This window comes from Micromonospora sp. BQ11 (assembly GCF_052068135.1).
GTDB lineage: Bacteria > Actinomycetota > Actinomycetes > Mycobacteriales > Micromonosporaceae > Micromonospora.
Window position 1 is genome coordinate 124,719 of record NZ_JBQHDB010000009.1, and the last position, 26,985, is coordinate 151,703.

At 73.6% G+C, this 26,985-nt stretch carries 28 protein-coding genes; 21 read left to right on the top strand and 7 right to left on the bottom strand.

Translation table 11 applies throughout. The features are described 5' to 3' along the window. The first annotated feature begins 5 nt into the window (after window positions 1-5). The 6 genes from ACTMSW_RS19930 to ACTMSW_RS19955 are packed head-to-tail and all read left to right on the top strand — an operon-like array spanning window position 6 to window position 5,372. Entirely contained in the window at window positions 6-1,385 is a 1,380-nt protein-coding gene (locus ACTMSW_RS19930) for an acetyl-CoA carboxylase biotin carboxylase subunit (RefSeq protein WP_441182136.1), read from the top strand. Further along, window positions 1,382-2,098, top strand: coding sequence for an SRPBCC family protein (locus ACTMSW_RS19935; protein ID WP_441182137.1), 717 nt, complete (start codon window positions 1,382-1,384; stop codon window positions 2,096-2,098). The genes ACTMSW_RS19930 and ACTMSW_RS19935 overlap by 4 nt, the downstream gene beginning before the upstream one ends. Next, entirely contained in the window at window positions 2,091-2,537 is a 447-nt protein-coding gene (locus ACTMSW_RS19940; protein WP_441182138.1) for a cupin domain-containing protein, read from the top strand. Before ACTMSW_RS19935 ends, ACTMSW_RS19940 begins: the two co-directional genes overlap by 8 nt. After that, on the top strand, window positions 2,534-3,808 hold the full coding sequence (locus ACTMSW_RS19945) for a beta-ketoacyl-[acyl-carrier-protein] synthase family protein (RefSeq protein ID WP_441182139.1): 1,275 nt from the start codon (window positions 2,534-2,536) through the stop codon (window positions 3,806-3,808). The genes ACTMSW_RS19940 and ACTMSW_RS19945 overlap by 4 nt, the downstream gene beginning before the upstream one ends. Beyond that, complete coding sequence (locus ACTMSW_RS19950; RefSeq protein WP_441182140.1) at window positions 3,805-5,052, top strand: beta-ketoacyl synthase N-terminal-like domain-containing protein; 1,248 nt, start codon at window positions 3,805-3,807, stop codon at window positions 5,050-5,052. Before ACTMSW_RS19945 ends, ACTMSW_RS19950 begins: the two co-directional genes overlap by 4 nt. Next, on the top strand, window positions 5,049-5,372 hold the full coding sequence (locus tag ACTMSW_RS19955) for an antibiotic biosynthesis monooxygenase family protein (RefSeq protein ID WP_441182141.1): 324 nt from the start codon (window positions 5,049-5,051) through the stop codon (window positions 5,370-5,372). The genes ACTMSW_RS19950 and ACTMSW_RS19955 overlap by 4 nt, the downstream gene beginning before the upstream one ends. Window positions 5,373-5,411: 39 nt before the next feature. Here the strand turns inward: ACTMSW_RS19955 and ACTMSW_RS19960 are convergent, their stop codons facing one another. Further along, window positions 5,412-6,188 (bottom strand): HAD-IA family hydrolase, encoded by a 777-nt coding sequence (locus ACTMSW_RS19960; RefSeq protein WP_441182142.1) that lies wholly within the window; start codon window positions 6,186-6,188, stop codon window positions 5,412-5,414. Window positions 6,189-6,275: 87 nt separating this feature from the next. Here ACTMSW_RS19960 and ACTMSW_RS19965 point away from each other — a divergent pair, with 87 nt between their 5' ends. Both ACTMSW_RS19965 and ACTMSW_RS19970 read left to right on the top strand, forming a co-directional pair. After that, the gene (locus ACTMSW_RS19965) at window positions 6,276-9,071 is read left to right on the top strand and encodes a DEAD/DEAH box helicase (RefSeq protein ID WP_441182143.1); all 2,796 of its coding nucleotides are present in this window, start codon (window positions 6,276-6,278) and stop codon (window positions 9,069-9,071) included. Window positions 9,072-9,237: 166 nt separating this feature from the next. After that, complete coding sequence (locus ACTMSW_RS19970; RefSeq protein ID WP_441182144.1) at window positions 9,238-10,125, top strand: MHYT domain-containing protein; 888 nt, start codon at window positions 9,238-9,240, stop codon at window positions 10,123-10,125. 185 nt (window positions 10,126-10,310) lie between these two features. Here the strand turns inward: ACTMSW_RS19970 and ACTMSW_RS19975 are convergent, their stop codons facing one another. After that, the gene (locus tag ACTMSW_RS19975; RefSeq protein ID WP_441182145.1) at window positions 10,311-11,234 is read right to left on the bottom strand and encodes a 5'-3' exonuclease; all 924 of its coding nucleotides are present in this window, start codon (window positions 11,232-11,234) and stop codon (window positions 10,311-10,313) included. Window positions 11,235-11,279: 45 nt separating this feature from the next. Next, entirely contained in the window at window positions 11,280-11,501 is a 222-nt protein-coding gene (locus ACTMSW_RS19980) for a hypothetical protein (RefSeq protein WP_441182146.1), read from the bottom strand. Between the two features lie 174 nt (window positions 11,502-11,675). On the opposite strand from ACTMSW_RS19980, the gene ACTMSW_RS19985 reads away from it, so the two are divergent. Genes ACTMSW_RS19985 through ACTMSW_RS20005 form a run of 5 tightly spaced genes read left to right on the top strand, consistent with a single transcriptional unit; the run spans window position 11,676 to window position 15,176 of the window. Further along, the gene (locus ACTMSW_RS19985; RefSeq protein ID WP_441182147.1) at window positions 11,676-12,059 is read left to right on the top strand and encodes a VOC family protein; all 384 of its coding nucleotides are present in this window, start codon (window positions 11,676-11,678) and stop codon (window positions 12,057-12,059) included. A 47-nt stretch (window positions 12,060-12,106) separates the two neighbouring features. Continuing rightward, a complete protein-coding gene (locus ACTMSW_RS19990) occupies window positions 12,107-13,222 on the top strand; it encodes a M24 family metallopeptidase (protein ID WP_441182148.1) in 1,116 nt (371 codons plus the stop codon). Further along, window positions 13,219-14,361, top strand: a complete 1,143-nt coding sequence (locus ACTMSW_RS19995; RefSeq protein ID WP_441182149.1) for an acyl-CoA dehydrogenase family protein — start codon at window positions 13,219-13,221, stop codon at window positions 14,359-14,361. Before ACTMSW_RS19990 ends, ACTMSW_RS19995 begins: the two co-directional genes overlap by 4 nt. A 29-nt stretch (window positions 14,362-14,390) precedes the next feature. Then, window positions 14,391-14,615, top strand: a complete 225-nt coding sequence (locus tag ACTMSW_RS20000) for a DUF433 domain-containing protein (RefSeq protein WP_441182150.1) — start codon at window positions 14,391-14,393, stop codon at window positions 14,613-14,615. A 54-nt stretch (window positions 14,616-14,669) separates the two neighbouring features. Further along, a complete protein-coding gene (locus ACTMSW_RS20005; protein ID WP_441182151.1) occupies window positions 14,670-15,176 on the top strand; it encodes an Lrp/AsnC family transcriptional regulator in 507 nt (168 codons plus the stop codon). Here the strand turns inward: ACTMSW_RS20005 and ACTMSW_RS20010 are convergent. Next, window positions 15,106-15,717, bottom strand: coding sequence for a histidine phosphatase family protein (locus ACTMSW_RS20010; RefSeq protein WP_441182152.1), 612 nt, complete (start codon window positions 15,715-15,717; stop codon window positions 15,106-15,108). The two genes, ACTMSW_RS20005 and ACTMSW_RS20010, sit on opposite strands and share 71 nt — an antisense overlap. A 156-nt stretch (window positions 15,718-15,873) precedes the next feature. Here ACTMSW_RS20010 and ACTMSW_RS20015 point away from each other — a divergent pair, with 156 nt between their 5' ends. Next, entirely contained in the window at window positions 15,874-16,206 is a 333-nt protein-coding gene (locus ACTMSW_RS20015; protein WP_441182153.1) for a YnfA family protein, read from the top strand. Here the strand turns inward: ACTMSW_RS20015 and ACTMSW_RS20020 are convergent. Together ACTMSW_RS20020 and ACTMSW_RS20025 are read right to left on the bottom strand one after the other, a co-directional pair. After that, window positions 16,184-17,326, bottom strand: coding sequence for a low temperature requirement protein A (locus tag ACTMSW_RS20020; protein ID WP_441182154.1), 1,143 nt, complete (start codon window positions 17,324-17,326; stop codon window positions 16,184-16,186). The two genes, ACTMSW_RS20015 and ACTMSW_RS20020, sit on opposite strands and share 23 nt — an antisense overlap. A gap of 101 nt (window positions 17,327-17,427) precedes the next feature. Further along, on the bottom strand, window positions 17,428-17,925 hold the full coding sequence (locus ACTMSW_RS20025; protein WP_441182155.1) for an N-acetyltransferase family protein: 498 nt from the start codon (window positions 17,923-17,925) through the stop codon (window positions 17,428-17,430). Between the two features lie 91 nt (window positions 17,926-18,016). On the opposite strand from ACTMSW_RS20025, the gene ACTMSW_RS20030 reads away from it, so the two are divergent. Next, entirely contained in the window at window positions 18,017-18,658 is a 642-nt protein-coding gene (locus ACTMSW_RS20030) for a TetR/AcrR family transcriptional regulator (protein ID WP_441182156.1), read from the top strand. A gap of 105 nt (window positions 18,659-18,763) precedes the next feature. Here ACTMSW_RS20030 and ACTMSW_RS20035 read toward each other — a convergent pair whose 3' ends face one another. After that, window positions 18,764-20,170: a KamA family radical SAM protein gene (locus tag ACTMSW_RS20035; RefSeq protein WP_441182157.1), complete on the bottom strand. Its 1,407-nt coding sequence runs from the start codon at window positions 20,168-20,170 to the stop codon at window positions 18,764-18,766. 153 nt (window positions 20,171-20,323) lie between these two features. Here ACTMSW_RS20035 and ACTMSW_RS20040 point away from each other — a divergent pair, with 153 nt between their 5' ends. The 6 genes from ACTMSW_RS20040 to ACTMSW_RS20065 are packed head-to-tail and all read left to right on the top strand — an operon-like array spanning window position 20,324 to window position 26,981. Beyond that, window positions 20,324-21,373: a zinc-binding alcohol dehydrogenase gene (locus ACTMSW_RS20040; protein ID WP_441182290.1), complete on the top strand. Its 1,050-nt coding sequence runs from the start codon at window positions 20,324-20,326 to the stop codon at window positions 21,371-21,373. A 5-nt stretch (window positions 21,374-21,378) separates the two neighbouring features. After that, window positions 21,379-22,950, top strand: coding sequence for an amidohydrolase (locus ACTMSW_RS20045; protein WP_441182158.1), 1,572 nt, complete (start codon window positions 21,379-21,381; stop codon window positions 22,948-22,950). After that, window positions 22,947-24,506 carry a lysine 5,6-aminomutase subunit alpha gene (locus tag ACTMSW_RS20050; protein ID WP_441182159.1) on the top strand — a complete coding sequence of 520 codons (1,560 nt, stop codon included), beginning with the start codon at window positions 22,947-22,949 and terminating at the stop codon, window positions 24,504-24,506. Before ACTMSW_RS20045 ends, ACTMSW_RS20050 begins: the two co-directional genes overlap by 4 nt. After that, window positions 24,503-25,255 (top strand): OAM dimerization domain-containing protein, encoded by a 753-nt coding sequence (locus ACTMSW_RS20055; protein WP_441182160.1) that lies wholly within the window; start codon window positions 24,503-24,505, stop codon window positions 25,253-25,255. Before ACTMSW_RS20050 ends, ACTMSW_RS20055 begins: the two co-directional genes overlap by 4 nt. Next, complete coding sequence (locus ACTMSW_RS20060; RefSeq protein ID WP_441182161.1) at window positions 25,252-25,641, top strand: hotdog domain-containing protein; 390 nt, start codon at window positions 25,252-25,254, stop codon at window positions 25,639-25,641. Before ACTMSW_RS20055 ends, ACTMSW_RS20060 begins: the two co-directional genes overlap by 4 nt. Beyond that, the gene (locus tag ACTMSW_RS20065; protein ID WP_441182162.1) at window positions 25,638-26,981 is read left to right on the top strand and encodes a glutamate mutase L; all 1,344 of its coding nucleotides are present in this window, start codon (window positions 25,638-25,640) and stop codon (window positions 26,979-26,981) included. The genes ACTMSW_RS20060 and ACTMSW_RS20065 overlap by 4 nt, the downstream gene beginning before the upstream one ends. Window positions 26,982-26,985 lie beyond the last annotated feature (4 nt).

Sequence of the window (26,985 nt, forward strand, 5' to 3'; positions counted from 1 at the left end):
ACGGAATGTTCACGAAGGTGCTGATCGCCAACCGGGGCGAGATCGCGCTGCGGGTGCTGCGAGCCTGCCGCGAACTGGGTGTGAAGACGGCGGTGGTCTACTCCACCGCGGATGCCGACTCGGCCGCGGTGCGGCTGGCCGACCAGGCGGTCCTGATCGGACCGGCGGCGAGCCGGCGCAGCTACCTCAACGCCGCCGCGATCATCGAGGCGGCCCGCCTGGTCGGCGCGGAGGCGGTGCACCCCGGGTACGGGTTCCTCTCCGAGGACGCCGACTTCGCCGAGATCTGCGCCCACAACGGCCTGACGTTCGTCGGACCTCCCCCGGAGGTGATGTCCGCGCTGGCCGACAAGTCCTCCGCGCGGGAGCTGATGCGCCGGGCCGGCCTGCCACTGCCCCCGGGCAGCGTCGCGCCGGTGCCCACCGCCGAGCGGGCCGCGCAGGTCGCGGCGGAGGTCGGCTACCCGGTCATCGTCAAGGCCGCCGCCGGGGGCGGGGGCCGCGGGATGACCGTCGTGCACACCCCGGCGGAGCTGCCCCGGGCGTACGCGCGGACGCGGGCCGCCGCGCAGGTCGCCTTCGGCGACGACCGGGTGTACGTCGAGCGCTACCTGGCCGGCGCCCGGCACGTCGAGGTGCAGGTGCTCTGCGACGGGCACGGCAACGGCGTGCACCTGGGCACCCGGGACTGCTCGGTGCAGCGCCGGCACCAGAAGCTCGTCGAGGAGGCACCGGCGCCCTTCCTGTCCGCCGGCACCCTGGAGGGCATCGCCGAGTGCGCGCTGCGCGGCGCGCTGGAGGTCGGCTTCACCGGCGCGGGCACGGTGGAGTTCCTGGTCGACGCGGACGAGCGGTTCCACTTCCTGGAGATCAACTGCCGGATCCAGGTCGAGCACCCGGTCACCGAGATGATCACCGGCATCGACCTGGTGCACGAGCAGCTCCACATCGCCGCGGGCGTACCGCTGCGCTGGCGGCAGGAGGAGATCCGCCCGCACGGGGTGGCGATCGAGTGCCGGGTCAACGTCGAGGACCCGGACCGCGACTTCGCGCCCACCCCCGGCCGCCTGGAGCGGTTCCTGCCGCCCGGAGGCCCGTTCACCCGCGTCGACACCCACGGCCGCCCCGGCTACCTGGTCGGACCGCACTACGACTCGCTGCTGGCGAAGGTGGCCGTCTGGGCGCCGGACCGGGAGCTGGCGCTCAACCGCCTGGAACGGGCCCTGGAGGAGTTCGACATCGCCGGCCCCGGCATCCGCACCACCATCCCCTTCGTCCGGCGGGTGCTCGACGACGCCGGCTTCCGCAAGGGGCGCTACTCGACCGGCCTGGTCGACCGGCTGCTCGCCGACCCGACCGACCCACCGCACAGGAGGACCCGATGACCGTCACCCACGGCCGCCCGCTGGCCGCCGAGATCACCGACATCCTGGTGGCCAACTGCGGGCTCGACCCCGACGCCGCCGCCCGCGCGCCGGCCGCGTCCCTGGACGAGCTGGGCATGGACTCCCTCGCCCTGCTCGAACTGTCCGCCGTGGTCGCCGACCGGTGGCAGGTGCGCATCCCCGAGGAGAGCGGTCAGCTGAGCATCGCCGACGTCGCCGACCTGGTCGCCCGCCGCGTCGACCCGCCGGGGCACACCGAGAACAGTGTCCTCATCGCCGCGCCGCTGCCGCTGGTCTGGGCGGTCACCAACGACGTCGCCGGGTGGCCCGAGCTGTTCACCGAGTACGCCCGCGCCGAGATCCTGCACCGCGACGGGGACACCGTCCGGTTCCGGCTCACCATGCACCCGGACGAGAACGGTGTCGCCTGGAGCTGGGTCAGCGAGCGGACCGCCGACCCGGTGGCCCGGGAGGTCCACGCCCGGCGCGTGGAGACCGGGCCGTTCGAGTACATGCGGATCCACTGGCGCTACACCGAGGAATCCGGTGGCACCCGCATGACCTGGGTGCAGGACTTCGCGATGGCGCCGACCGCGCCGGTGGACAACGCCGGCATGACCGACCGGATCAACACCAACAGCGCGATCCAGCTCGCCGTGATCAAGGAGAAGATCGAGCGGCTGGCCCGGGACGGGGGTGCCGGCGATGAGTGAGCCGACGACGACCGGGTCGACCGGCAACGGGCTGGCGCCCGAGCCGGCGCGGCGGCTGGTCGCCGCCGCCGACGTGCCGCCGGACCGCCGGCGCGGCGGCGAGCTGCGGGTGCTGCTCGGCCCCCGCACCGTCGGCAGCACCTCGGGGTTCATGGGCGTCGCCGCGCTGCGCCCCGGGGAGCGCATCGCCGAGCACTACCACCCGTACAGCGAGGAGTTCCTGTACGTGTCGCGCGGCGCGATCACCGTAGACCTCGACGACGTACCGACGCCGCTGGCCGCCGGTGAGGCCCTGTTCGTGCCGGTCAACGTCCGGCACCGGCTGCGCAACACCGGCGACGAGCCGGCCGAGGTGGTCTTCCAGCTCGGACCCCTGGCGCCCCGCCCGGAACTGGGCCACGTCGACACCGAACTCGTCGAACAGCGGGGCGGGTCATGAGTGCGCGCCGCACGGTGGTGACCGGCATCGGGGTGGTCGCCCCGGGCGGCGCCAGTCGGGACCGGTTCTGGAAGGCGATCACCGAGGGGCGTACCGCCACCCGGCGGATCACCTTCTTCGACCCGTCGCCGTTCCGCTCCCAGATCGCCGCCGAGTGCGACTTCGCCCCGCTCGCGGCCGGCCTCACCGACACCGAGTGCCGCCGCGCCGACCGGTACGTCCAGTTCGCGCTGGCCTGCGCCGCCGAGGCCGTCGCCGACGCCGGCCTGGACCTCACCGACGCCGAACGCGAGCGCGCCGGGGTGGTCCTCGGCACCGCCGTCGGCGGCACCATGGCCCTGGAACAGGAGTACGTCACGGTCAGCGACGGCGGCCGGCACTGGCTGGTCGACGCCGCGCGCGGCGGCCCGTACCTCTACCAGGCGCTCATCCCCAGCAGCCTCGCCGCCGACGTGGCCTGCCGGCACGGTCTGCACGGCCCGGCCCAGGTCGTCTCCACCGGCTGCACCTCCGGCATCGACGCCATCGGGTACGCCCACCAGCTCATCGTTGACGGCGAGGCGGACGTGGTGCTGGCCGGGGCCGCGGACTCCCCGATCTCACCGGTGACCGTCGCGTCCTTCGACGCCATCAAGGCGACCAGTCCGGACAACGACGATCCGGCGCACGCCTCCCGGCCCTTCGACGCCGACCGGCGCGGCTTCGTGCTCGCCGAGGGGGCGGCCGTGCTGGTGCTGGAGGAGGCCGGGCACGCCCGGCGGCGCGGCGCGCACGTCTACTGCGAGGTCGCCGGGTACGCCAGCCGCAGCAACGGCTACCACATGACCGGGCTGCGGCCGGACGGGCTGGAGATGGGACTCGCGGTCACCGCCGCGCTGAAGCAGGGGCGGATCGCCCCCGAGCAGGTCTCCTACATCAGCGCTCACGGCTCCGGCACCCGCCAGAACGACCGGCACGAGACCGCCGCGTTCAAGCGGGCCCTGGGCCAGGCCGCGTACCGGGTGCCGATCAGCTCGATCAAGTCGATGGTGGGGCACTCGCTCGGCGCGATCGGCTCGATCGAGATGGCCGCGTGCGCGCTGGCGATCGAGTTCGGCGTGGTGCCGCCGACGGCCAACTGGACCACCCGCGACCCCGAATGCGACCTCGACTACGTGCCCAACGAGGCCCGCGAGCTGCCGGTGGACGTGGCGCTGTCGGTCGGCAGCGGCTTCGGCGGTTTCCAGTCGGCCATGGTGTTCCGTCGACTGTCCGGGACGGTGGCGGCGTGACCGCCCGGGCCGTCGTCACGGGGATCGGGGTGGTCGCGCCGAGTGGTGTCGGCGTCGACGCCCACTGGCGCACCGTCCTCGCCGGCACCCGCCGCACCGGCCCGCTCACCCTCTTCGATCCGTCCGGCTACCCCACCCGGTACGGCGGTGAGGTGCCCGACTTCGACGCCGCCGCGTACGCCGACAACCGCCGGCTCGTGCAGACCGACCGGTGGACGCACCTGGGTTTCGCCGCCACCTCCCTCGCCCTCGCCGACGCCGGCCTGCCCGAGCGTGCTCCCGACCCGTACGGCTACGCGGTCGCCCTGGCCAGCTCCTCCGGCGGCAACCTGTTCGGGCAGCGGGAACTGCAACGGCTCTGGGGCGGGCCGTCGCGCACCGTCGGGGCGTACCAGTCGATCGCCTGGTTCTACGCGGCCAGCGTCGGCCAGCTCTCCATCCACCACCAGTTCAAGGGGCCGTGCGGGGTGCTGGTCGCCGAGGCGGCCGGCGGCCTGGACAGCCTCGCCCACGCCGCCCGGGCCATCCGTCGGGGCACTCCGGTGGTGATCGCCGGCGCGACCGAGTGCCCCCTGAGCCCGTACGCCCTGGCCTGTCAGCTGCGCTCCGGGATGCTCAGCGACGTCGCCGACCCGGAGCGGGCGTACCGGCCGTTCGACGCGACGGCCAGCGGCTACCTGCCGGCCGAGGGCGGCGCGGTCTTCGTGGTCGAGGAGCTGGCCCACGCGCTGGGCCGGGGAGCCCGCGTCTACGGCGAGGTCACCGGGTGGGGCTCGACCCACGACGCCGTCCACACCGGACCGGACACCGCCGGTGACCCCGTACAGTACGCCCGCGCGATGCGGCTGGCCCTGGACCGGGCCGCCGTGGCGCCCGACACGGTCGACGTGGTGCTGCCCGACGCGCTCGGCGTGCCGAGGTACGACCGTAGCGAGGCCGAGGCGCTGCGCGCCGTGTTCGGCGACCGGCCGCCGCCGGTGACCACCCAGAAGCCGCTGACCGGACGGGCGCACCAGGGCGGGTCGGCGCTGGACGTGGCGACCGCGCTGCTCGCCTTCGCGCACGACACGCTGCCCGCCTCCGCCGGTCCGGACACCGTGGCCGACGGGTGTGAGCTGGACTTCCTGCGCGGGCACCGGCGACCCCGTAGCAGGGTGGCGCTGGTCTGCGCCCGCGGGTTCGACGGTTTCAACAGCGCGCTGGTCCTGCGCGGGGCGGCGCCGACGAGGGGAGTGCAGGCATGAGCGGGCAGCGGGCGCGGGTGGTCTTCCTGGTGCGGGTCCCCGAGGAGCGGACGGAGGCGTTCCTGGCCGCGTACGAGGCGGTGCGGCACCTGGTCGCCGACGGCGTGCCGGGACACCTGGTCGACCAGGTCTGCCGCTCGGCGACCGACCCGGAGCAGTGGCTGATCACCAGCGAGTGGGCGCGCCTGGCGGACTTCGAGGCGTGGGAACGGAGCCCGGAGCACCGCGACCTGGTCCGGCCGATGCGGGAGTGTTTCACCGACGCCCGGTCGCTGCGCTTCCACATCCACGCCCAGACCCCCGCGCTGGCCGGCGCCTGATCGGCGGCGAGCCTCCCGGCGTCGGCCGCCCTCGGCGGCTCAGCGCTCCTTGACGCCGGCCAGGTCCAGCACGGCGCCCAGGCCGTTGGCCCGTCCCGCCTCGGCCGCCGGCAGCACCAGCACCGCGCACCCGGCGGCGACCGCCCCGGCGTCGGCCGGGGTGTCGCCCACCATCAGCGCCCGCTCCGGCTCGACGCCGATCATGGCGCAGGCGCGCCAGAAGATCCCCGGGTCCGGCTTGCAGCGCCCCACCTCGTACGACAGGGCGAACGCGTCGACCAGACCGTCGAGACCCCAGGACGCGAAGATCGGCCGGATGTCGAAGCCGATGTTGCTCACCACGGCCACCCGCACACCGGCCTCGCGCAGCGCGGCCAGGGTCGGCGCGGTGTCCGGGTAGGGCACCCAGCCCTCGGGGACCAGGAGCCGGTCGTAGAGCGCGTCGGCGAAGCCCTCGATGCCCGCGTCGACGGTCTCCGCGAGGCCGGTGTACGCGCCCCGGTGGGCGTGCGGGTAGAGGTCCCGGTCGGCCCACAGCTCGGCCAGCCGGGGCGGCACCCGGGCGGGCAGGGGCCCGCCCGCGCGACCGGCGGTGAGCAGCCGGTCGGCCAGCGCGGTCGCCCGGGCCCGCTCCAGTTCCACCCCACAGGCCGCCGCCGCCGCGGTCACCCACGCCTGGGAGTCCTCCACCTGCGCGAGGGTGCCGTGGAAGTCGAGGAGCACACCTTCCACGGGCCGGCGCGACGCCCGCGCGCCGGAGGCGAGGTCGGCGCCGCCCGGGGCGGGTGTCTGGGAGGGTTCGGTGGGTTCCGGCACGTCGTGCACCCTACCGATCGCCCCGGACGGGCTGGACTGGACGGCCTTGTCGGGTGTCCCGGCACGGTACGCACTAATCTTGGTCACATGTCGAGTCCCGCCGAGCGGTACGCCGCGGCGCGCCGCCGGGCCGCGCAGGCCTCCCAGTTTCCGGCGCTGGACGAGTTCGCCCTGGATCTGGGGTTCGATCTCGACGACTTCCAGCGTGAGGCGTGCCAGGCCCTGGAACGGGGCAGCGGCGTGCTGGTGTGCGCCCCGACCGGGGCCGGCAAGACGGTGGTCGGCGAGTTCGCCGTACACCTGGCCCTGCGGGGTGCGCCGGCGGCGCCGGAGGCTCCCGACGGTGCCCGGCCGGGCCGGCGCAAGTGCTTCTACACCACCCCGATCAAGGCGCTGTCCAACCAGAAGTACCACGACCTGGTCGACCGGTACGGCGCCGAGCACGTCGGGCTGCTCACCGGCGACAACGCCATCAACGGCGACGCCCCCGTGGTGGTGATGACCACCGAGGTGCTGCGCAACATGCTCTACGCCGGCTCGGCCACCCTCGAGGGCCTGGCGTACGTGGTGATGGACGAGGTGCACTACCTCGCCGACCGGTTCCGGGGCGGCGTGTGGGAAGAGGTGATCATCCACCTGCCGGCCTCGGTCACCCTCGTCTCGCTGTCGGCGACGGTCTCCAACGCCGAGGAGTTCGCCGACTGGCTGGTCACCGTGCGGGGTGAGACGACGGTCGTGGTCAGCGAGCACCGGCCGGTGCCGCTGTGGCAGCACATGCTCGTCGGCAAGCGGATGTTCGACCTGTTCCACGACGCCGACGCGGCCCGCAAGCACGACGTGCACCCGGAGCTGCTGCGCTACACCCGTGACACGGTGCGCCGGCTGGAGCTGGGCGAGGGACGCAGCGCGGGTCCGGGTGGGGGCCGCCGCGGCCCGCGGTGGCGGGGCCCGCTGCGGCCCGACATCGTGGACCGGCTCGACCGCGAGGGCCTGCTGCCGGCGATCCTGTTCATCTTCAGCCGGGCCGGGTGCGCGGCGGCCGTGCAGCAGTGCCTCGCCGCCGGGCTCCGGCTGACCTCGCCGGAGGAACGCGCCGAGATCCGCCGCGTCGTCGAGTCACGGGTCACCGCCATCCCGGGCGAGGACCTGTCGGTGCTGGGCTACTGGGAGTGGCTCGACGGCCTGGAGCGCGGCCTGGCCGCACACCACGCCGGCATGCTCCCGGTGTTCAAGGAGGTGGTCGAGGAGCTGTTCGTCCGCGGCCTGGTCAAGGCGGTCTTCGCCACCGAGACCCTGGCGCTGGGCATCAACATGCCGGCCCGCTGCGTGGTCCTCGAACGCCTGGTGAAGTACAACGGCGAGGCGCACGTCGACCTGACGCCGGGGGAGTACACCCAGCTCACCGGCCGCGCCGGGCGCCGGGGCATCGACATCGAGGGCCACGCCGTGGTGGTGTGGTCCCCGGAGACCGACCCCCGGCACGTGGCCGGGCTGGCGTCGACCCGCACGTACCCGCTGCGGTCCAGCTTCCGGCCGTCGTACAACATGGCGGTCAACCTGGTCGGGTCGGTCGGCACCGAGCCGGCCCGGGCGCTGCTGGAGTCCTCGTTCGCGCAGTTCCAGGCGGACCGGTCGGTGGTCGGCCTGGCCCGGCAGGTGCAGCGCAACACCGAGACCATCGAGGCGTACGGCGTCGAGGCGGCCTGCCACCACGGTGACTTCGACGAGTACTTCGGGTTGCGGGTGGCCATCGCCGACCGGGAACGGGCCATCGCCCGGCAGGGGCAGCACCAGCGCAAGGCCGCCGCCGTGGCGTCGCTGGAGCGACTGCGGGTGGGCGACGTGATCCGGGTGCCGTCGGGCCGGCGGGCCGGCCTGGCCGTGGTGCTCGACCCGGCCACCGGCGGGTTCGGCGAGCCCCGGCCCCTGGTGCTCACCCAGGACCGCTGGGCCGGCCGGATCACCCCCGGCGACTTCACCACCCCGGCCGAGGTCCTGGCCCGGATCCGGGTGCCCAAGCACTTCAACCACCGGTCCCCGGCGGCCCGGCGGGACCTGGCCGCCGAGGTCAGCGGGACCGGTCTGGACCGGCACGGCGGTCGCCGGGGCGGCCGGTCCCGGCAGGCGGCCGGCGAGGACCACCAGCTCAGCCAGCTCCGCACGGAGCTGCGTCGGCACCCCTGCCACGCCTGTCCCGACCGGGAGGAGCACGCCCGGTGGGCGGAGCGACGCCGTCGGCTGGAGAAGGACACCGAGGAGTTGCAGCAGCGGGTGGCCGGCCGGACCGGGTCGCTGGCGCGTACCTTCGACCGGATCGTCGCGCTGCTGACCGCCCGTGGGTACCTGGCGCCCGACGGCACGGTCACCGACGCGGGCCGGATGCTCGGACGCATCTGGACCGAGGCGGACCTGCTGGTCGCCGAGTGCCTGCGGCGGGGCGTCTGGGACGGGCTGTCCCCGGCGGAGCTGGCCGCCGCGGTGTCCGTGGTGGTCTTCGAGGCGCGCCGCGACGTGGACGAACGGGCGGGGCTGCCGCGCGGCCCGGTCGCCGACGCGGTCGACGCCACGCTCAAGCTGTGGAGCGAGATCGAGGCCGACGAGGCGGCGCGCGGGCTCGCGGTCACCCGCGAGCCGGACCTCGGCTTCGCCTGGCCGGTCTACCGGTGGGCCCGGGGCGAGGCGCTCGCCAAGGTGCTCGCCAGCGGGCACGAGATCGACGGCGAGATGCCGGCGGGCGACTTCGTCCGGTGGGCGCGGCAGGTCGTCGACCTGCTCGGCCAGCTCGCCGACTCCGGGGGTGCCTCGCCGGACCTGCGCTCCACCGCCCGGCAGGCGATCGCGGCCGTCAACCGGGGTGTCCTGGCCTACCACACCCCCGCCTGACCGTAACCCTCGGTAGTCGCCGGCGGGAAATCGACGCATCGCACGGTTACCGCGACAGCACCCCCCGAAGTAGCAGGGGGGTGCTGTCGTGCCTGCTCAGAGGGTCCCCGATCATGTCCGGGGCGCGTTGTTACGCGCCGGTAACGTGTCTGGGGGGAAGGCCGCCGTGGCGGACATCAATCACTTCGAGTACGGGTGGATCACGCCCGCGCTGAGCTACGCGCTGTCCGTGCTCGGCTCGTGTCTGGGCCTGGTCTGCGCCGGCCGGATCCGGATCGCCACCACGCCCGGCCAGCGCGCCTGGTGGGGCATCCTGGCGGCGTTCGCCCTCGGCGGCACCGCCATCTGGACCATGCACTTCATGGCGATGCTCGGGTTCGCCGTCGAGGGCACCCGGATCCGGTACGACGTGCCGATCACCGCCGCCAGCGCGGCCTTCGCGATCGTCGCGGTCGGCATCGGCCTGGCCATCGCCGGCACCGGCCGGGTCTCCGTGCCGCGCATCGCCGCCGGTGGCCTCTTCACCGGCGCCGGCGTGGCGGCGATGCACTACACCGGCATGGCCGCGATGCGGCTGGGGGGTCGCCTCGGGTACGACCAGACCCGCGTGGTGCTGTCGGTCGTCATCGCCGTGGTCGCCGCCACGGTGGCGCTCTGGCTCGCGGTGACCGTCCGGCGCGGCCTGGCGATCTTCGCATCCGCCCTGGTCATGGGAATCGCGGTCAACGGCATGCACTTCACCGGCATGAGCGCGCTCTCGGTGCACCTGCACGACCGGCAGGAGGACGTGGCCGGGACCGAGGTCGGCACCCTGCTCGTGCCGATCGTCCTCGCGGTGATCTTCGTGGTGGTCGGTCTGGTGTACGCGCTGCTGGCCGCCCCGACCGACGAGGACCGGGCCGGTGCCGCCTACCTGGACGGTCGCCGGGCCGGCGAGCCGGTCACCGCGCCGGCACCGGTGTCGCCCGCCGCGGACCCGGTGGGCCTGCGGGCACGGTCGACGCTGGGCGCCGGCACGCCGTTCCCGTCCCGCCGGGACAACCCGCCCCGCTGACCCCGCCCGCCCGGCCCGGCCAGGCCAGGCCAGATCATCCCGACGTCGGTGACATCGGGGTGTCAGGGCGCCTCCGACACCCCGACTTCACTGACGTCGAGTGGATCAAGGCGACCGGTGACCGACGACGGGCGGTCGGCACCCCGCGACCGGGCGACCGGTGACCGGCACCGGCGGGCGGGCGTTCAGGCTTCGGCGGTGCGCAGGGCCAGGGCGTCGACGAGGCGGCGGGCCGAGCCGGCCAGGTTCCACTCGGCGGCGAGCTCCAGCAGGCGGTCGGGGTGGGCCGGTGCGGCCGGCAGCGCGGTGGTCAGGTCCGGCAGCGGTACGTCGAGAGCCACCTTGACCACGGTCGGCGCCACGGCCAGGTAGTCCCGTGCCCCGGCGAGTTTCGCCCGCAGACCGGGGGCGAAGGCCGAGCCGGGGTCGTCCAGGGCGGCGAGGATGCCGGCGATGTCGCCGTAGCGCTCGACGAGGCGGGCGGCGGTCTTCTCGCCCACGCCGGGCACGCCAGGCAGCCCGTCGCTGGGGTCACCGCGCAGGGCGGCGAAGTCGGCGTAACGGTCGGCCGGCACGCCGTAGCGGGTCCGGACCGCCGCGTCGTCGCAGTCCTCCAGTTTGGCCACGCCGCGCCCGACGTACAGCAGCCGGACCGGCCGGGTGTCGTCGACCAGCTGGAACAGGTCACGGTCGCCGGAGACCACCTCGACCGGGCCGGGTTGGGTGACCGAGAGGGTGCCGAGCACGTCGTCGGCCTCGTAGCCGGTCGCGCCGAGGACCGTGATGCCGATGGCGTCGAGGACCTCCAGGATCACCGGCACCTGCGGGCTCAGCGTGTCGGGCACCACCTCGCCGCCCTCCGGCGCCACCCGGTGCGCCTTGTACGACGGCAGCAGCGCGACCCGCCAGTCGGGCCGCCAGTCGTAGTCCATCGCGCAGACCATCCGGTCCGGCCGGCGGGTGCGGATGAGCTGGGCGAGCATGTCGAGGAAGCCACGCACCGCGTTGACGGGACTGCCGTCGGCGGCCCTGGCGGCCGACTCGGGAATGCCGAAGTAGGCCCGGAAGTAGAGGCTGGGCGCGTCGACGAGCATGATCGGTGCGGTCACGCCCGACAGCCTGGCACACCCCACCGACGAACGCGGGGAGGCCGTTCAGCGGCGCTCCTCGTCGGCGTACAGGGTCTCCCGTCGAGCGAGGTACTGCACCCCGTAGCTGGCGAGCAGCAGCAGGATGGCCACCACCACCTCGACCCAGGCGGCGACGCCGTCGGCGACGGTGAGACCGATGACGAGCAGCACCAGGCCGGCGAGGGCGAGGAGCCCGGACCAGAGCAGCCGCCGCCGACGCGTCTCGGCCCTGTTGTCGCCCGCCACGGTCGGTCCCTTCGTCCGGTCAGGGTCTGCCCCGAGGCTATCGGCGCCGTGGTCCCGGCGTGCCGGAACGGGTCGAGGCCGCCGCACCGACACCGCCGCGTCAAGACCGCCGCCGCTTCGAGACCGCCGCCGGCGGGGCTGCGGCGGGTGTGCCCGGCGGGGAGAATCGGCCAGATGAGTACGCCGCGTCCCCACCTGCGTCTGACCACGGTCAATCTGGACACGCCGGACCCGGCGGCGCTCGCCCGGTTCTACTGCCGGCTGCTCGGTTGGGGGATCGAGGTCGAGGAGGCCGACGACGTGGTCCTCCGGGATCCCGACGGTGGGGTGGGCCTGTCCTTCCAGCGGGAACGCCGGTACGTGCGTCCGACGTGGCCGGCGGAGGCGGGCCGGCAGCAGATGATGGCGCACCTGGAGATCGGGGTCGACGACCTGGCGGCGGCCCAGGCCCACGCGGTCGCCTGCGGCGCGACCGTCGCGCCGTTCCAGCCGCAGGACGACGTCCGGGTCTGCCTGGATCCCGACGGGCACCCGTTCTGCCTGTGGCTGATGTCGTGAGGCCCCGCCCCACCGGGGTGTAGCCGAACGAGCGTTAAGCTGAGCGGGTGGGAGACGACGAGCTGTACCCGCCGGCGCGGCTGGCTGCCGCGCAGCGCGCCACCGCCGCCGCCGGCCTGGACGCGCTTCTGCTCAGCCCCGGATCGGACCTGCGGTACCTGACCGGCTACGACGCGCACGCCGGGGAACGGCTGACCCTGCTGGTGCTGCCCGCCGAGGGTGAGCCGACGCTGATCGTGCCCACCCTGGAGCGTCCCGCCGCCGAGGCGTCCCCCGCCCCGGCCACCGGCGTCCGCATCGTCGAGCACGCCGACGGCAGCGACCCGTACCCCCTGGTCACCACCGCGCTCGGCGGCCCGGTGGGCGCGGTCGGACTGGCCGACCGGATGTGGGCCGAGCAGGTCCTCGCGCTGCGGGCCGCGCTACCCGGCGCCACCCAGCGGCTCGCCTCCGAGGTGCTGTGCGAGCTGCGCATCCGCAAGTCCCCGGCGGAGGTCGCCGCGCTCGCCGAGGCGGGCACGGCGATCGACGCGGTGCACACCCGGATGGGGGAGTGGCTGCGCCCGGGGCGTACCGAGGCGGAGGTGGCCGGGGACATCGCCGCGGCCATCCGCGCGGCCGGCCACGTGACCGTCGACTTCGTGATCGTCGCGGCCGGCCCGAACGGCGCCAGCCCGCACCACGGCACCTCCGACCGGCCGATCGGCGCGGGCGAGCCGGTGGTGGTGGACATCGGCGGCACGATGCCGTCCGGCTACCGCTCCGACTGCACGCGCACCTACGTCGCCGGCGGGCCCGCCCCGACCGAGTTCACGGACTACTACGCGGTGCTGCACGAGGCGCAGCGCGCCGCCGTCGCGGCGGTCCGGCCCGGTACGACCGCCGAGGCGGTCGACGCGGCGGCCCGGGACGTCATCGCCGCCGCCGGGTACGGTGCCGCCTTCCTGCACCGCACCGGCCACGGCATCGGGCTGGACGGCCACGAGGAGCCGTACGTCGTCGCGGGGAACCCGCGACCGTTGGAGGCGGGGATGGCGTTCTCCGTCGAACCTGGGATCTACCTCGCCGGGCGGCACGGCGCCCGGATCGAGGACATCGTCGTCTGCACGACGGACGGCGTCCACCGGCTCAACACCACCCCCACGGAGCTCATCGCGCTATGACCGTCGACCGGATCCTCCCCACCGACGAGGCCCACGACCTGCTGGACCTCGCCACCGAGCTCGCCGACCGGGAACTCGCGCCACAGGCCGCCGGCTTCGAGGAGCGCGCCGAGTTCCCCCGCGAGGTGCTGCGGACGCTCGGCCGCGCCGGGCTGCTCGGCCTGCCGTACGCCGAGGAGCACGGTGGCGCCGCCCAGCCGTACGAGGTGTACCTCCAGGTGCTGGAGATCCTGGCCAGTCGGTGGCTCGCCGTCGCCGAGGCGGTCAGCGTGCACACCCTGTCCTGCTACCCGCTGGCCCAGTTCGGCACCGACGAGCAGCGCAAGCTGCTGCCCGACATGGTCGGCGGGGAGCTGCTGGGGGCGTACTGCCTCTCCGAGCCGCAGGGTGGCTCGGACGCGGCGGCGATGACGACGAAGGCCGTCCGCGACGGTGACTCGTACGTGGTCTCCGGCACCAAGGCGTGGATCACGCACGCCCGGGTGGCGGACTTCTACAACATCTTCTGCCGCACCGGCGGCCCCGGTCCGAAGGGCATCTCCTGCCTCCTGGCCGACCGGAACACCCCGGGCCTGCACCCGCAGGTCGCCGAACGGACCATGGGACTGCACGCCTCCCCGGTCGCGCAGATCGCCTTCGACGGCGCCCGGGTGCCAACCGACCGGCTGATCGGCGGGGAGGGGACGGGCTTCACCATCGCCATGTCGGCGCTGGACTCCGGCCGGCTCGGCATCGCCGCCTGCGCGGTCGGGCTGGCGCAGGCCGCGTTGGACTACGCGGTGGGGTACGCGAAGGAGCGGCAGCAGTTCGGTCGGGCGATCATCGACTTCCAGGGACTCGGGTTCACCCTCGCCGACCACGCCACGCAGATCTCGGCCGCCCGGGCGCTGATGCTGGCCGCCGCCCGGCTGCGCGACGCCGGCCGCCCGTACTCCATCGAGGCGGCGAAGGCGAAGCTCTTCGCGACCGACGTGGCGATGCGGGTGACCACCGACGCGGTGCAGGTGCTCGGCGGCGCCGGTTACGTGGCCGACCACCCGGTGGAGCGGTACATGCGGGAGGCGAAGGTCCTGCAGATCGTGGAGGGCACGAACCAGATCCAGCGGCTGGTGATCTCCCGGGCCCTCGCGAAGGGGTGACCGGCGGGCCGGTCGCGTAGCCTGTGCCGGTGACGTTCCCGCGGATCACCGTCGACCCCCAGGTGATGGGTGGGGCTCCCTGCGTGCGGCAGTCCCGGGTGCCGGTGGCCATGATCCTCGCGATGATGGCGGACGGGATGACCGCTACGGACATCCTGACCGACCTGCCGTTCCTGGAGGAGGACGACATCACCGAGGTGCTGCACTACGCCGCCGACGCGGTCCGCGAGCGCGCCGCCGGCGAGCCCGCCTGATCCGCGCCACCGCGCAGGTGTCTCCGGTGGATTCCTTACGGTAGGTTGCACGCCGTGGAGGAGATCGACCGTGCCATCGTCACGGCACTGACCGCTGACGGTCGGCTGTCGTACACCGACCTGGCGGAGAAGGTGGGACTGTCGGTCTCCGCGGTGCACCAGCGGGTGCGCCGGCTGGAGCAGCGCGGCGTGATCCGGGGGTACGCGGCCCGGGTGTCCTTCGAGGCGCTGGACCTGCCGTTGACCGCCTTCGTGGCGATCCGGCCGTTCGACCCGTCGCAGCCGGACGACGCACCGGAGCGGCTGGCCCACCTGCCGGAGATCGACTCGTGCTACTCGGTGGCGGGGGAGGACTTCTACCTGCTCCTGGTGCGGGTGGCCGGTCCGTCGGACCTGGAGCGGGTGCTCCAGGAGATCCGCACCGCGGCGAACGTGACCACCCGGACCACGGTGGTGCTGTCCACCCCGTACGAGAGCCGGCCCCCGACGATCAGTGCCGAGCCGTCTGGTCGCCTGCGGTCGCGGGGGCCGGGGGAACCGGCTGGTTCCACCGCAGGATGACCCGCCGGCCGTGCTCGTGGCCGAGCACGCTGACGGTCGCGGTCTCCAGCCGGAACAGGCCGCCGGCCGACGGCGGGAGTCCCAGCCACCGGGCCCCGAGGACCCGCAGGCTGTGCGCGTGCCCGACCACGGCGACGGTTCGCGTCTCCAGGAGCGGGTGCACGCGGTCCAGCAGCCGGTCCAGGCGCTCGCCCACCTCGCTGGGGGACTCCCCGCCGGGGCACCCGTCGGTCCAGATCGTCCAGCCGGGATGGTCCTCGCGGATGTCGACGGTGGTGCGTCCCTCGTACTCGCCGTAGTTCCACTCGGCGAGGTCGTCGTCGGTGGAGGTGACGGTGAGGCCGGCGAGCTGCGCGGTGCGCTGCGCCCGGACGCGAGGGCTGCTCAGCACCGCGCCGAATTGCCGTCCGGCGAGGAACCCACCGAGCGCGCGGGCCTGCCGCTCGCCGTCGGGGGTCAGCTCCAGATCGGTGTACGAGGTGTGCCGGTGGGTGGCGCTCCAGGCGGTTTCGCCGTGACGGATCAGTACCAGGTCTCCCATTCGTCCAGTCAACCAGCTCCGTGCCGACTCCGTTCACCTAGCTTCCTAGGACGCACTACGCGAGGTGGAGCCGTAGACACGCGGACCGTTGGCACCGGCCGAGCAGCCCTCCCGGGACCGAAGTACTGCGGGGGAGCGGCCGGTAGGGTCGCGGGCGTGTCGGTCGTGCGCTCGTTGGTGCTGTTCGTGCTGGCTGCCCTGGCCGAGATCGGGGGCGCGTGGCTGGTCTGGCAGGGCTGGCGGGAGCACCGCGGGCTGTGGTGGATCGCCGCGGGGGTGATCGCACTGGGGTGCTACGGCTTCGTGGCCACGTTCCAGCCGGACCCGAACTTCGGGAGGATCCTGGCCGCGTACGGGGGTGTGTTCGTGGCGGGGTCGCTGGCCTGGGGCGTGGTGGTGGACGGGTTCCGACCGGACCGGTGGGACCTGACCGGTGCGGCGATCTGCCTGGTGGGCGTCGCCGTGATCATGTACGCGCCGCGGGGTTGACGGGGCGGTGGCCGTCGACGAGGAGCATGACGGTCATCAGGGCGGTGACGAGGGCCAGGTGCAGGGCGGCGTTGACGACGGCGCCGACGGGTGCGGTGGCCGCGACGGCGGCCGCGGTGACCAGGCGGCTGCGCGTGTGTCCCTCGCCTGCCGCGTGCCGTTGGTCGGCGACCGCGATCAGGAACAGGGCGACGCCGCCGGCCAGGCCGAGGGCCGGAGGCCAGCCGGCGGGGGTGTCGGGGTGGGCGACGACGGCGTGCAGGCCGGTGGCGGTGGCGATAATGCCAAGTAGCAGCAGGTAGTGGCTGAGGACGTAAACGCGGACGGCGAGCCGGGTGCGTGTCGCTTCGTCGGCGTGGTCGAGCGCCGTCTCCTTGGACGGGGCGTCGGTGAAGTAGGTCCACCAGAGGGCGGCCGACAGGGCGAGGGCCAGGACGACGGCTGCGGCGGTGGCGAGACCGATGTTGTCGGGGCGTACGCCGACGCCGATGGCGACGACGGTTTCACCGAGGGCGACGATGACGAGCAGGCCGTGGCGTTCGACGAAGTGGGCGGGTCGGATGTGGAAGCTGGCGGCGGCGCCGATCCAGGAGTGGCGGGGCAGCAGGTAGGGCAGGACGGCCTGGGTGAAGACGGCGGCGATCCAGAGGGCGGGTACGGCGGGACCGCTGGCGAGGCCGGCGGCGATGACGAGGGCGGCGGCGCCGAGGTTGTAGGGCGCGAGGCGGCGGACGCCGGCGCGGGCGGTGCTGCTGCGGCTGAACAGGGTGAGGTGGACGGTGACGACGATCAGGTAGCCGAGCCCGAAGAGCAGTCCGCTGCCGGCGAAGGCGTCGGGGATGGCGACGGCGGCGAGCAGGAAGCCGGCCATGCCGGCGAAGAGCAGGAACTTGCGTGCGGGGCGGTGGGGCGGGACGTGGTTGGTGAGCCAGGCGTAGCCGCTGTAGAGGTACCAGAGGAGCGCGAGGATCAGGACGGTGTGGGCGAGGCCGGTGCCGTCGGGTTCGTCTTCGAGCAGCTGGGAGAGCTGGGTGATGGTGAGGACGAAGACGACGTCGAAGAACAGTTCGACGGGGGTGACCCGGTCGGCGGTGTCGGTGTCCCGGATCGGGGTCCCCATGCGGGTGACGCTAGCGGTCGGGGTGGGCCCGCTCGTGGGGTACCGCGAAAACGACTCGCCGGCCCATCGATCGGCGTGATGGGGGTTTCCGGACTGGTCGTTCAGTGCATGTCGGAGGCGATGGAGGGCACGGTGAGGGCCTTACGGAACAGCACCATGTCGTCGCCGGTCTCGTAGTAGTCGCGGACCCGCGCCTCCTCGTCGTATCCGCACGAGAGGTAGAAGGCCCGGGCGCGGTCGAACGCCGGGGTCGCGGAGGTTTCGACGAGCAGCAGTCGCTGCCCGCGGGCTTGGAGGTCGGTCTCGACGGCCTGGAGGAGGCGGGTGCCCAGGCCGTGGCGGTGGTGGCTCCGCTCGACGCCGATCATGGTGAGTTCCCAGGTGCGGTCGGTGGCGGGCAGGGGTTCGTAGTAGGCGACAGCGATCAGTTGTCCGTCGTGCTCGTCGACGAGGCAGGCGTGCCCGCTGTCGGCCTTGGTGGCGAAGTAGTCGGCCATCATCTGTTGCACGATGCCGGACTCCTCGGGCGGGAACAGTTCGGCGGCGACCGCCAGGTTCACGATGCTGGACGCGTCGTCCGGGGTGATGGTGCGGATCATGGGGATGCCTCCAGGATTGCCGGCGGCGCCGGGTCGGCCGCACCGCACTAGAATGTACTGCGCGATACATTTTGGCGATAGGATTTTCGGCATGCCTTCGCCGCCGACGACCGCCAAGGGCCGGGCTACCGTGCAACGGGTGCTGGACGCGGCGTGCGTGCTGTTCGCTCGGCAGGGCATCCGGGCCACCACGCTCGACCAGGTGCAGGCCGCCTCGGCGACCGGGCGCAGTCAGCTGTACTCGTACTTCGCCGGCAAGGCCGACCTCGTGACCGCGGTCGTCAACCAGCAGGTCGAACGGGTGCTGGAGGCCCAGCAACCCTTGCTGGGCAGCATCGCGACCGCCGCCGACGTGCGCCGGTGGTGTGAACTGGCCGCCCGGCAGTACTCGGCTGACGACCCGGTGCGGTGTCCGATCGGTTCCCTGGTCCATGAACTCGGCGAGCAGGACCTTGACGCCCGTGCCGCGCTCGCCGCCGGTTTCACCCGCTGGCACACCGCCCTGTCGACGGGCCTGCGGCGGGTCCGCGACAACGGGGGGCTGGCGCCGTACCTCGACCCGGACGCGGCCGCCTCGGCGCTGCTGGCGGCCTACCAGGGCGGCGTGCTGCTCGCCGCCGCCACCGGCGATGTCACCCGGTTGAGCGCCAGTCTCACCACCGTTGCCGGCGGCATGCTCGTCGAGCCTCGCTCCGGGTCGGGGATGCCACGGCAGTCGCCGAGCCGGCGGTAGCGTCGGTTTTTCGCCGGAAGCCACGGACGGGCCGGGTGGGTTCGGGCGGTGGGGACGGGTCACCCCCGCGCACCGGGTGGTGGCGGGGGTGACGGTGGTGCGGGGTCAGTCGTCGCGGTGCGCGGTCCACCACTGCTGGCCGGTCTCGGGCAGGGTGTCGATCGGGTCATAGTAGGCGTAGCGCTTGTTGAGCGCCTCCAGGTCGGCGGACTCGATGGAGGTGCGGTAGTTCTTGGTCCAGTAGGAGATGCCGCGGTCGCGGTCGTACTCGGTGAGCATGTGCACCCAGCGTTTGCCGACGAAGGGGACGTCGCAGACGATGCGGGGGGTGGCGTAGCCGGGCAGGTAGCCCATGATGTCGTGCTGGAGCTGCTGGGCGTGCCAGACGGGGACCCGCCAGTGCTCGGCGTTGGGGATCATGTCGCACATGTAGAAGTAGTACGGCAGGATGCCCGCCTCGCCCTGGAGGGCGAAGCAGAGGTCGAGCAGCTCGGGGGCGGTGGCGTTGACGCCGCGCATGAGCACGCCCTGGTTGCGGACGTCGCGGACGCCGACGTCGAGGGCGGTCTGGGCGGCCTTGGCGACCAGCGGGGTGAGCGACTGGGCGTGGTTGACGTGGGTGTGGATGGCCAGGTTGACGCCGCGGCGGGCGGCGGTGCGGGCGACCCGCTCGAGGCCTTCGACGACGTCGTGCTGGAGCCAGTGCTGGGGCAGGCCCATGAGGGCCTTGGTGGCGAGCCGGATGTCGCGGACGGTCTCCAGGTCCAGCAGCCGCATGAGGTACGACTCGAGGTTGCGCCAGGGCACGTTGGCGACGTCGCCGCCGGAGACGACGACGTCGCGGACGCCCGGGTGGGCCTTGAGGTAGGTGATGTGGGCGTCGTAGCGGTCGACGGGCTTGAGGGTGAGCTTGAGCTTGTCGACGGCGGGGGTGGAGTTGCCGACGAGGTCCATCCGGGTGCAGTGGCCGCAGTACTGCGGGCAGGTGGAGAGCAGCTCGGCGAGGACCTTGGTGGGGTAGCGGTGGGTGAGGCCCTCGGCGACCCACATGTCGTGTTCGTGGAGTGAGTCGCGGCTGGCGTAGGGGTGGGAGGGCCAGTCGGTGCGCCGGTCGGAGGCGACGGGGATCATGTAGCGCCGGATCGGGTCGGCGAGGAAGGCCTCGGTGGTGACCGGCGCGAACGGCACCATCGTGTTGATCATCTGCGGTGGTACGAGCATGGACATGGTGGCCAGGGCGGCCTGGTCGGCGGCGAGGTCGTCGTAGAAGGTCTCGTCGACGAGGTCACCGAGCACGGTGCGCAGCTGCTTGATGTTCTTGACGCAGTTGACGCGCTGCCACTGGGCGTTCTCCCACTGGTCGCGGGTGACGTGTCGCCAGCCGGGGAAGCGGGTCCAGTCGGGTTCGACCAGGGGGCTGCGGCGGTATTCGTAGGGCTGTCCGGCGGTGGGGACCGCGACCGGCGTGGGGCGGGGCGCAGGGATGGTCTCCACCGGTTGGGTCTGGGTCACGGCCCCTCCTCAGTGCGGTGCGGATGATCAGCGGCTCCGAAGGCTACTGGAAAATATCCGGCGAAGAAATTAGTCTGCCGGAAGTTTTCCCGCTACGCGAGCCCTGGCCGGGGTTTCGGGCGGTTGACAGGGGAGGTCGGCGTGACGTCACCGGTGGGTCTGCACCGCGTCGTGGAACCGGCGGGGGTGCTGCCGCAGGCGGCCTGGCGTCTGGATGCCAGGCCGGAGATCGCGGCGAACGAGGTGCGGATCCGGGTAGAGCGGCTGAACCTGGACGCGGCGAGCTTCCGGCAGCTGTGGGAGAAGCACGGCGGGGACGGGGAGAAGGTCCGCGCCGAGGTCCTGGACATCGTGTCGACCCGGGGGAAGATGCAGAACCCGGTGACCGGTTCGGGGGGCATGCTGATCGGCACGGTCGAGGAGGCCGGGCGGCGCTCGCCGCTGGGGCTGCGGCCGGGGCAGCGGGTGGCGACGCTGGTGTCGCTGACGCTGACGCCGTTGACGATCCTCGACGGTCTGGCGCGGTGGGACGGGCGCAGCGAGCAGGTGCCGTGCGACGGGTACGCGATCCTGTTCGCCCGGTCGATCGCGGCGGTGCTGCCGGAGGACCTGCACCCGGAGTTGTCCCTGGCGGTGCTGGACGTGTGCGGTGCGCCGGCGCTGACCGCGCGGGTGGTCGCCGAGCACGTGGCGCGGCGGGAGCGTACGGGTGACCCGACGCCGGTGCGGGTGGCGGTGATCGGGGGCGCGGGCAAGAGCGGGTCGCTGTCGCTGGCCGCGGCGCGGCGGGCGGGCGCGCACCGTACGGTCGGGGTGGTGCCGGTGGCGGCGGAGCGCGACGCGCTGCAGGGCGCCGGCCTGGCGTCGGTGGTCGCGTTGGCCGACGCCCGGGATCCGGTGGCGCTGTCGACGGCGGTGACGTCGGCGCTGGGGGCGCCGGCGGACGTGACCGTGGTGTGCGTGGACGTGCCGGGCTGTGAGCACGGGGCGGTGCTGGGCACCGCCGACGGCGGCACGGTGGTCTTCTTCTCGATGGCGACGAGCTTCGCGGCGGCGGCGCTGGGCGCGGAGGGCCTGGCGGCGGACGTGACGATGCTGGTGGGCAACGGGTACGTGCCGGGGCACGCGGAGCTGGCGATGGGGCTGTTGCGCTCCGAGCCGGGGGTGCGTCGTCTGTTCGAGGCCCGGCTGGCGGCAGACTGAGTGCCATGACGAACCCCTCGACGTTGTACCGCGGTGGCGTGCTGCACTGTCCGGCGGAGCCGAGCGCGACGGCGCTGCTGGTGCGCGACGGCCGGATCGCCTGGTTGGGTGCGGCCGGTGACGCGCCGGCCGCGGATCAGGTGGTGGAGCTGGACGGGGCGCTGGTGACGCCGGCGTTCGTGGACGCGCACGTGCACGCCACGGACACGGGTCTGGTGTTGTCGGGCCTGGACCTGTCGTCGGTGCGGTCGGCGGGTGAGCTGCTGGAGGCGGTGGCGGCGTTCGCGGCGGGCCTGCCGGGTGACGCGGTGGTGCTGGGGCACGGCTGGGACGAGTCGAACTGGGCCGACCGGCGGTTGCCGGACGCCGCGGAGTTGGACCGGGCGGCCGGTGGGCGGCGGACGTACCTGTCGCAGGCGTCGATCCACTCGGCGTTGGTGTCGGCGGCGTTGCTGGCGGCGTGTCCGCAGGCGCAGGCCGCGCCCGGGTACGACGCGTCGGGGTGGTTGCGGCGTGACGCGCACCATGTGGTGCGGGCGGCGGCGCAGGGGTCGGTGACCCGGGCGCAGCGGGTGGTGGCGCAGCGGGTGGCCCTGGGGCACGCGGCGTCGCTGGGTATCGCGGCGGTGCACGAGTGCGGCGGTCCGGAGATCTCCGACGAGGAGGACTTCACCGGGTTGCTGGCGATCTCCGGTGCCGGGGTGCCGGAGGTGTACGGGTACTGGGGTGAGCTGTCCGGTGCGGCGCGGGCGCGGGAGCTGGGCGCGGTGGGTGCGGGCGGGGACCTGTTCGCCGACGGGGCGTTGGGGTCGCGGACGGCGCACGTGTCGTCGGCGTACCTGGACGCCGAGGACGGGTCGTGCGGGCACGGGTACCTGAGCGTGGCGCAGGTGCGTGACCATCTGCTGGACTGCGCGGCGCACGGCATGCAGGGCGGGTTCCACGCGATCGGTGACGCGGCGATCTCGACGGTGCTGGACGGGTTCGCGGCCGCGGCGGCGACGCTGGGCACGGATCGGCTGCGGGCGGCGCGGCACCGGGTGGAGCACGCGGAGATCATGAGCAAGCGGTTGATCGCCGGGTTCGTGGAGTACGGGATCGTGGCGTCGATGCAGCCGGCGTTCGACCGGTTGTGGGGTGGCGCGGGCCGGATGTACGAGTCGCGGTTGGGTCTGGACCGCTCGTGGGAGTCCAACCCGATGGGTGCGATGCACTCGGTGGGGGTGGCGTTGGCGTTCGGGTCGGATTCGCCGGTGACGCCGCTGGATCCGTGGGGGTCGGTGCGGGCGGCGGCGGCGCACCACAACCCGTCGCAGCGGATGAGTGTGCGGGCGGCGTTCGCGGCGCACACCCGGGGCGGGTGGCGGGCGGTGCACCTGGACAGTGAGGGTGTCCTGGCGTTGGGTGCGCCGGCGACGTTCGCGGTGTGGGACACCCCGGCGGGGGTGGAGCGGGGTCTGCCGGTGTTGGTGGCCGAGGACCCGGAGGTGCGGGGTCCGCAGGATCCCACGCCGTTGCCGGTGTGCCGGCGCACGGTGCTGCGCGGTGAGGTCATCTACGAGGAAGGCAGTTCGTGAGCGGGAAGCTTGACCTGGATCCGGCGCTGGTGGCGCGGGCGCGGGAGTTGGCGCGCCGCGCCGGGGCGCCGGTGGTGGAGTTGGCGCGCAGTCACACCACGGTGTCGGTGGAGCGGGCGGTGCTGCGGCTGGCCGGGGTCAGCGGCGCGGACCCGGACGGCATCCCGTGGGTGAACCGGCTGGTCGACGCGGTGGTCGCGGACGTGGGCCTGGGGCACGGTGTCGCGGTGCCGGTGTTCGACGCGATGGCCCGCGAGGGTGTCACGGACGTGACGTTGCTGGCGCAGAAGGCCGCCGCCGGGTCGGTGCGGTTCGGTGTGCCGTCGGGCAGGGCCGGCACCGCCGCCCGCCGGGCCGCGCGCAAGGCGGTCGGGTCGGGGGTGCGGCTGGTCGACCGGCGCCGGGCCGAGCGGGAGCGCCTGGTGAAGCGGTACGGGGATCCGAAGCAACGGCCGTGGATCTATCTGATCGTGGCGACCGGGGACATCTACGAGGACATTCCGCAGGCGCAGGCGGCGGCGCGGGCGGGCGCGGACGTGATCGCGGTGATCCGGTCGACGGGGCAGTCGCTGCTGGACTACGTGCCCGAGGGCGCGACCCGGGAGGGGTTCGCCGGGACGTACGCGACGCAGGAGAACTTCCGGCTGATGCGGGCGGCGCTGGACGACACGTCGAAGGAGCTGGGCCGGTACGTGCGTCTGACGAACTACGCGTCGGGTCTGTGCATGCCGGAGATGGCGACCCTGGCCGGGCTGGAACGGCTGGACATGATGCTCAACGACTCGATGTACGGGATCCTGTTCCGCGACATCAACCCGATCCGTACGTTCGTCGACCAGCGGTTCTCCCGGCAGGTGCACGCCCGGGCGGGGATCATCATCAACACCGGTGAGGACAACTACCTGACCACCGCCGACGCGGTGGACGAGGCGCACACGGTGACGGTGTCGCAGCTGCTCAACGAGTTCTTCGCGCACGAGGCGGGGCTGGCGGACTGGCAGTTGGGGCTGGGGCACGCGTTCGAGATCAACCCGGACGTGCCGGAGTCGTTCCGGTTGGAGTTGGCGCACGCGCTGCTGGCGCGGGAGCTGTTCCCGGACGCGCCGTTGAAGTGGATGCCGCCGACGAAGCACATGACCGGTGACGTGTTCCGGGGCAACCTGCTCGACGGGTTCTTCAACCTGGTGGGCACGATGACCGGGCAGGGGATCCTGCTGGTGGGGATGATGACCGAGGCGGTGGTGACGCCGTGGCTGTCCGACCGGGACATCGCCCTGCAGAACGTGCGGTACGTGCTCGGTGCGGCCGGTGGGCTGCACGAGGACTTCGTGCCGGCGCCGGGCGGGTTCATCCAGCAGCGCGCCAACCGGGTCCTGGGTGAGGCGCTGGACCTGCTGGAGCGGATCGGGGAGCAGTCCCTGTTGACGGCGATCGCCGAGGGCACGTTCGGGATCATGAAGCGGCCCGCGGACCGGGGCAAGGGCCTCGACGGGGTCGCACGGCACGAGGCCGACTACTACAACCCGGCCACCGAGATCCTGGAGCAGGCCTCGTGAGTGACAAGACGATCGTCCGGCCGTACGGGGACACCACCGGTGACGGCATGGTGCAGGTGTCGTTCACGCTGCCGGTGCCGCACGACAAGCGGGCCGAGGGCGCGGCGGTGCAGCTCGCGGCGAAGATGGGCATCGACCCGGCGATGCTGGTGCACGCCAAGCCCATCGGTGACGGGTTCACGTTCTTCGTGGTGTACGGGCGGGTGAACCACCTGGTGGACCTGTCCGCGGTGCAGGTGGTGGAGCGCGACTACCCGCTGCTGGGCGCCAAGGAGGTCAACGCGGTGGTGAAGCGGCAGTTGCGCCGCAAGCTGTCGGTGGTGGGGGCGTGCATCGGCACCGACGCGCACACCGTGGGCATCGACGCGATCCTCAACGTCAAGGGCATCGCCGGGGAGAAGGGCCTGGAGTACTACCGGGAGTTGAAGGTCACCAACCTGGGCGCGCAGGTCAGCGTGCCCGAGTTGGTGGAGGCCGCCCGGATGGAGAAGGCCGACGCGGTGCTGGTGTCGCAGGTGGTGACGCAGCGCGACGCGCACCTGCACAACACCCGGGAGATGTCGGCGGCGTTCCGGGAGGCCATGCCGGCCGGGAAGCGTCCGCTGCTGATCGTCGGCGGTCCCCGTTTCGACGAGAAGATGGCCGGCGAGCTGGGTGTGGACCGGATCTTCGGCCGGGGCACCACCCCGGGTGAGGTGGCGTCGTACCTGGTGCACGCGTTGATCACGAACAGGAAGGTGCCGGCATGAGCGAGCGGCTGGGGTTGACGGTGACGCACCGGCGGTACGTGCCGTACGCGCACGCCCACTACGCGGGGAACCTGGTCGACGGCGCATACGCGCTGGGCCTGTTCGGCGATGTCGCCACCGAGGTGTGCATCCGTACCGACGGCGACGAGGGTCTGTTCGCGTCCTACTCCGACGTGCAGTTCCGCAGCGCCATGAAGGCCGGCGACGTGCTGGAGGTGACCGCGACGGTGACCCGGGTCGGCACCCGCAGCCGCACCCTGGACTTCACCGCGCGGGTGGTGTGCCGGGGCCGCCCCGACCGGGGGGAGTCCGCGGCCGAGGTCCTCGACGAGCCGATCGTGGCGGTCACCGCGACCGGCACCGTGGTCGTACCGCCGGCGGCGTGAACGTCGCCGTCTGCGCCGACGTCGGCTCGACGTACACCAAGGTCGCGGTGGTCGACCTCGACGGCGGTGGCCTGGTCGCGGCGGCGTCGGCGCCCACGACGGTCGACAGTGACGTGCTGCACGGCCTGGACGCCGCGGTCGCCGCGGCCACCGCGCGCCTGGGCATGCGCGACGCGCCGTGGTACGTGTGCTCGTCGGCCGGTGGTGGGCTGCGTCTGGCGGTGGTCGGGTACGAGCCGCTGGTGACCGCGCAGGCCGGTCGGCGGGTCGGCCTGTCGGCCGGGGCGAACGTGGTGCACGTGGCCGCCGGCCGGTTGGGTGCGGCGGACGTGGCGGCGTTGCGGGCCGCCCGGCCGGACGTGGTGCTGCTGGTCGGCGGCACCGACGGCGGTGACGCCGAGACGTTGACGCACAACGCGACGCGGCTGGCGAAGGCCCGGTGGCGGGTGCCGGTGGTGCTCGCCGGCAACGCCGACGCCCGCGACGACCTGCACGCTCTGCTCGCCGACGCGCGGGTGCCGGTGACGGTCGCGGACAACGTGCTGCCCCGCATCGGTGTCCTCGCGCCGAGCGCGGCGCGGGCGGCGATCCGGGAGGTGTTCCTGCGGCACGTCATCGGCGGCAAGCGGCTGTCGCGGGGTACGCGCTTCGCCCGGCTGGTGCGCGCGGCCACGCCGGACGCGGTGCTGACCGGGGTGGAGGTCCTCGCCGACTCCCTGGGCGGGGACCTGGCCGTCGTCGACGTGGGTGGGGCGACCACCGACGTGTACTCGGTGCTCACCCCGGACGAGCGGGCCACCGGGCCGGGTCGGGAGGTCGCCGGCACGCTGTGGCGGGCCCGGACCGTGGAGGGCGACCTGGGGATGCGGTGGAGCGCGCCCGGTGTGGTCCGCGCGGCCGTGGAGGAGCGGCTGCTCACCGCCGGCGACGCCGGTGAGCTGACCGCGGCGGCGCAGGCTCGTGCCGCCGATCCGGGGTTCCTGCCCGCCGACGCCGTGCAGCGGGACGTCGACGCCCGCATCGCCGCGCTCGCCGCGACGGTGGCGCTGCGCCGGCACGCCCGGGGCGCGGCCACCGGTGAGCGCGCCGGCCGGGACCTGCGGGACGTGCGGCTGCTGGTCGGCTCCGGCGGGGTGCTGCGGCACGCCGCTCCCGACGCCGCCGCGGGGGTCCTCGGTTCGGTGCTCACCGACCACGCCGGCGGTTGGCCGCTGCCGCGCGCCGCCCGGCCGGTCGTCGACGTCGACTACGTCCTGGCCGCCGGTGGGCTGCTCGCCGCCGACCATCCCACCGCGGCCCGCGCCCTGCTGGACGGGATGCAAGGAAGGGCCCCCCGTTAACGCC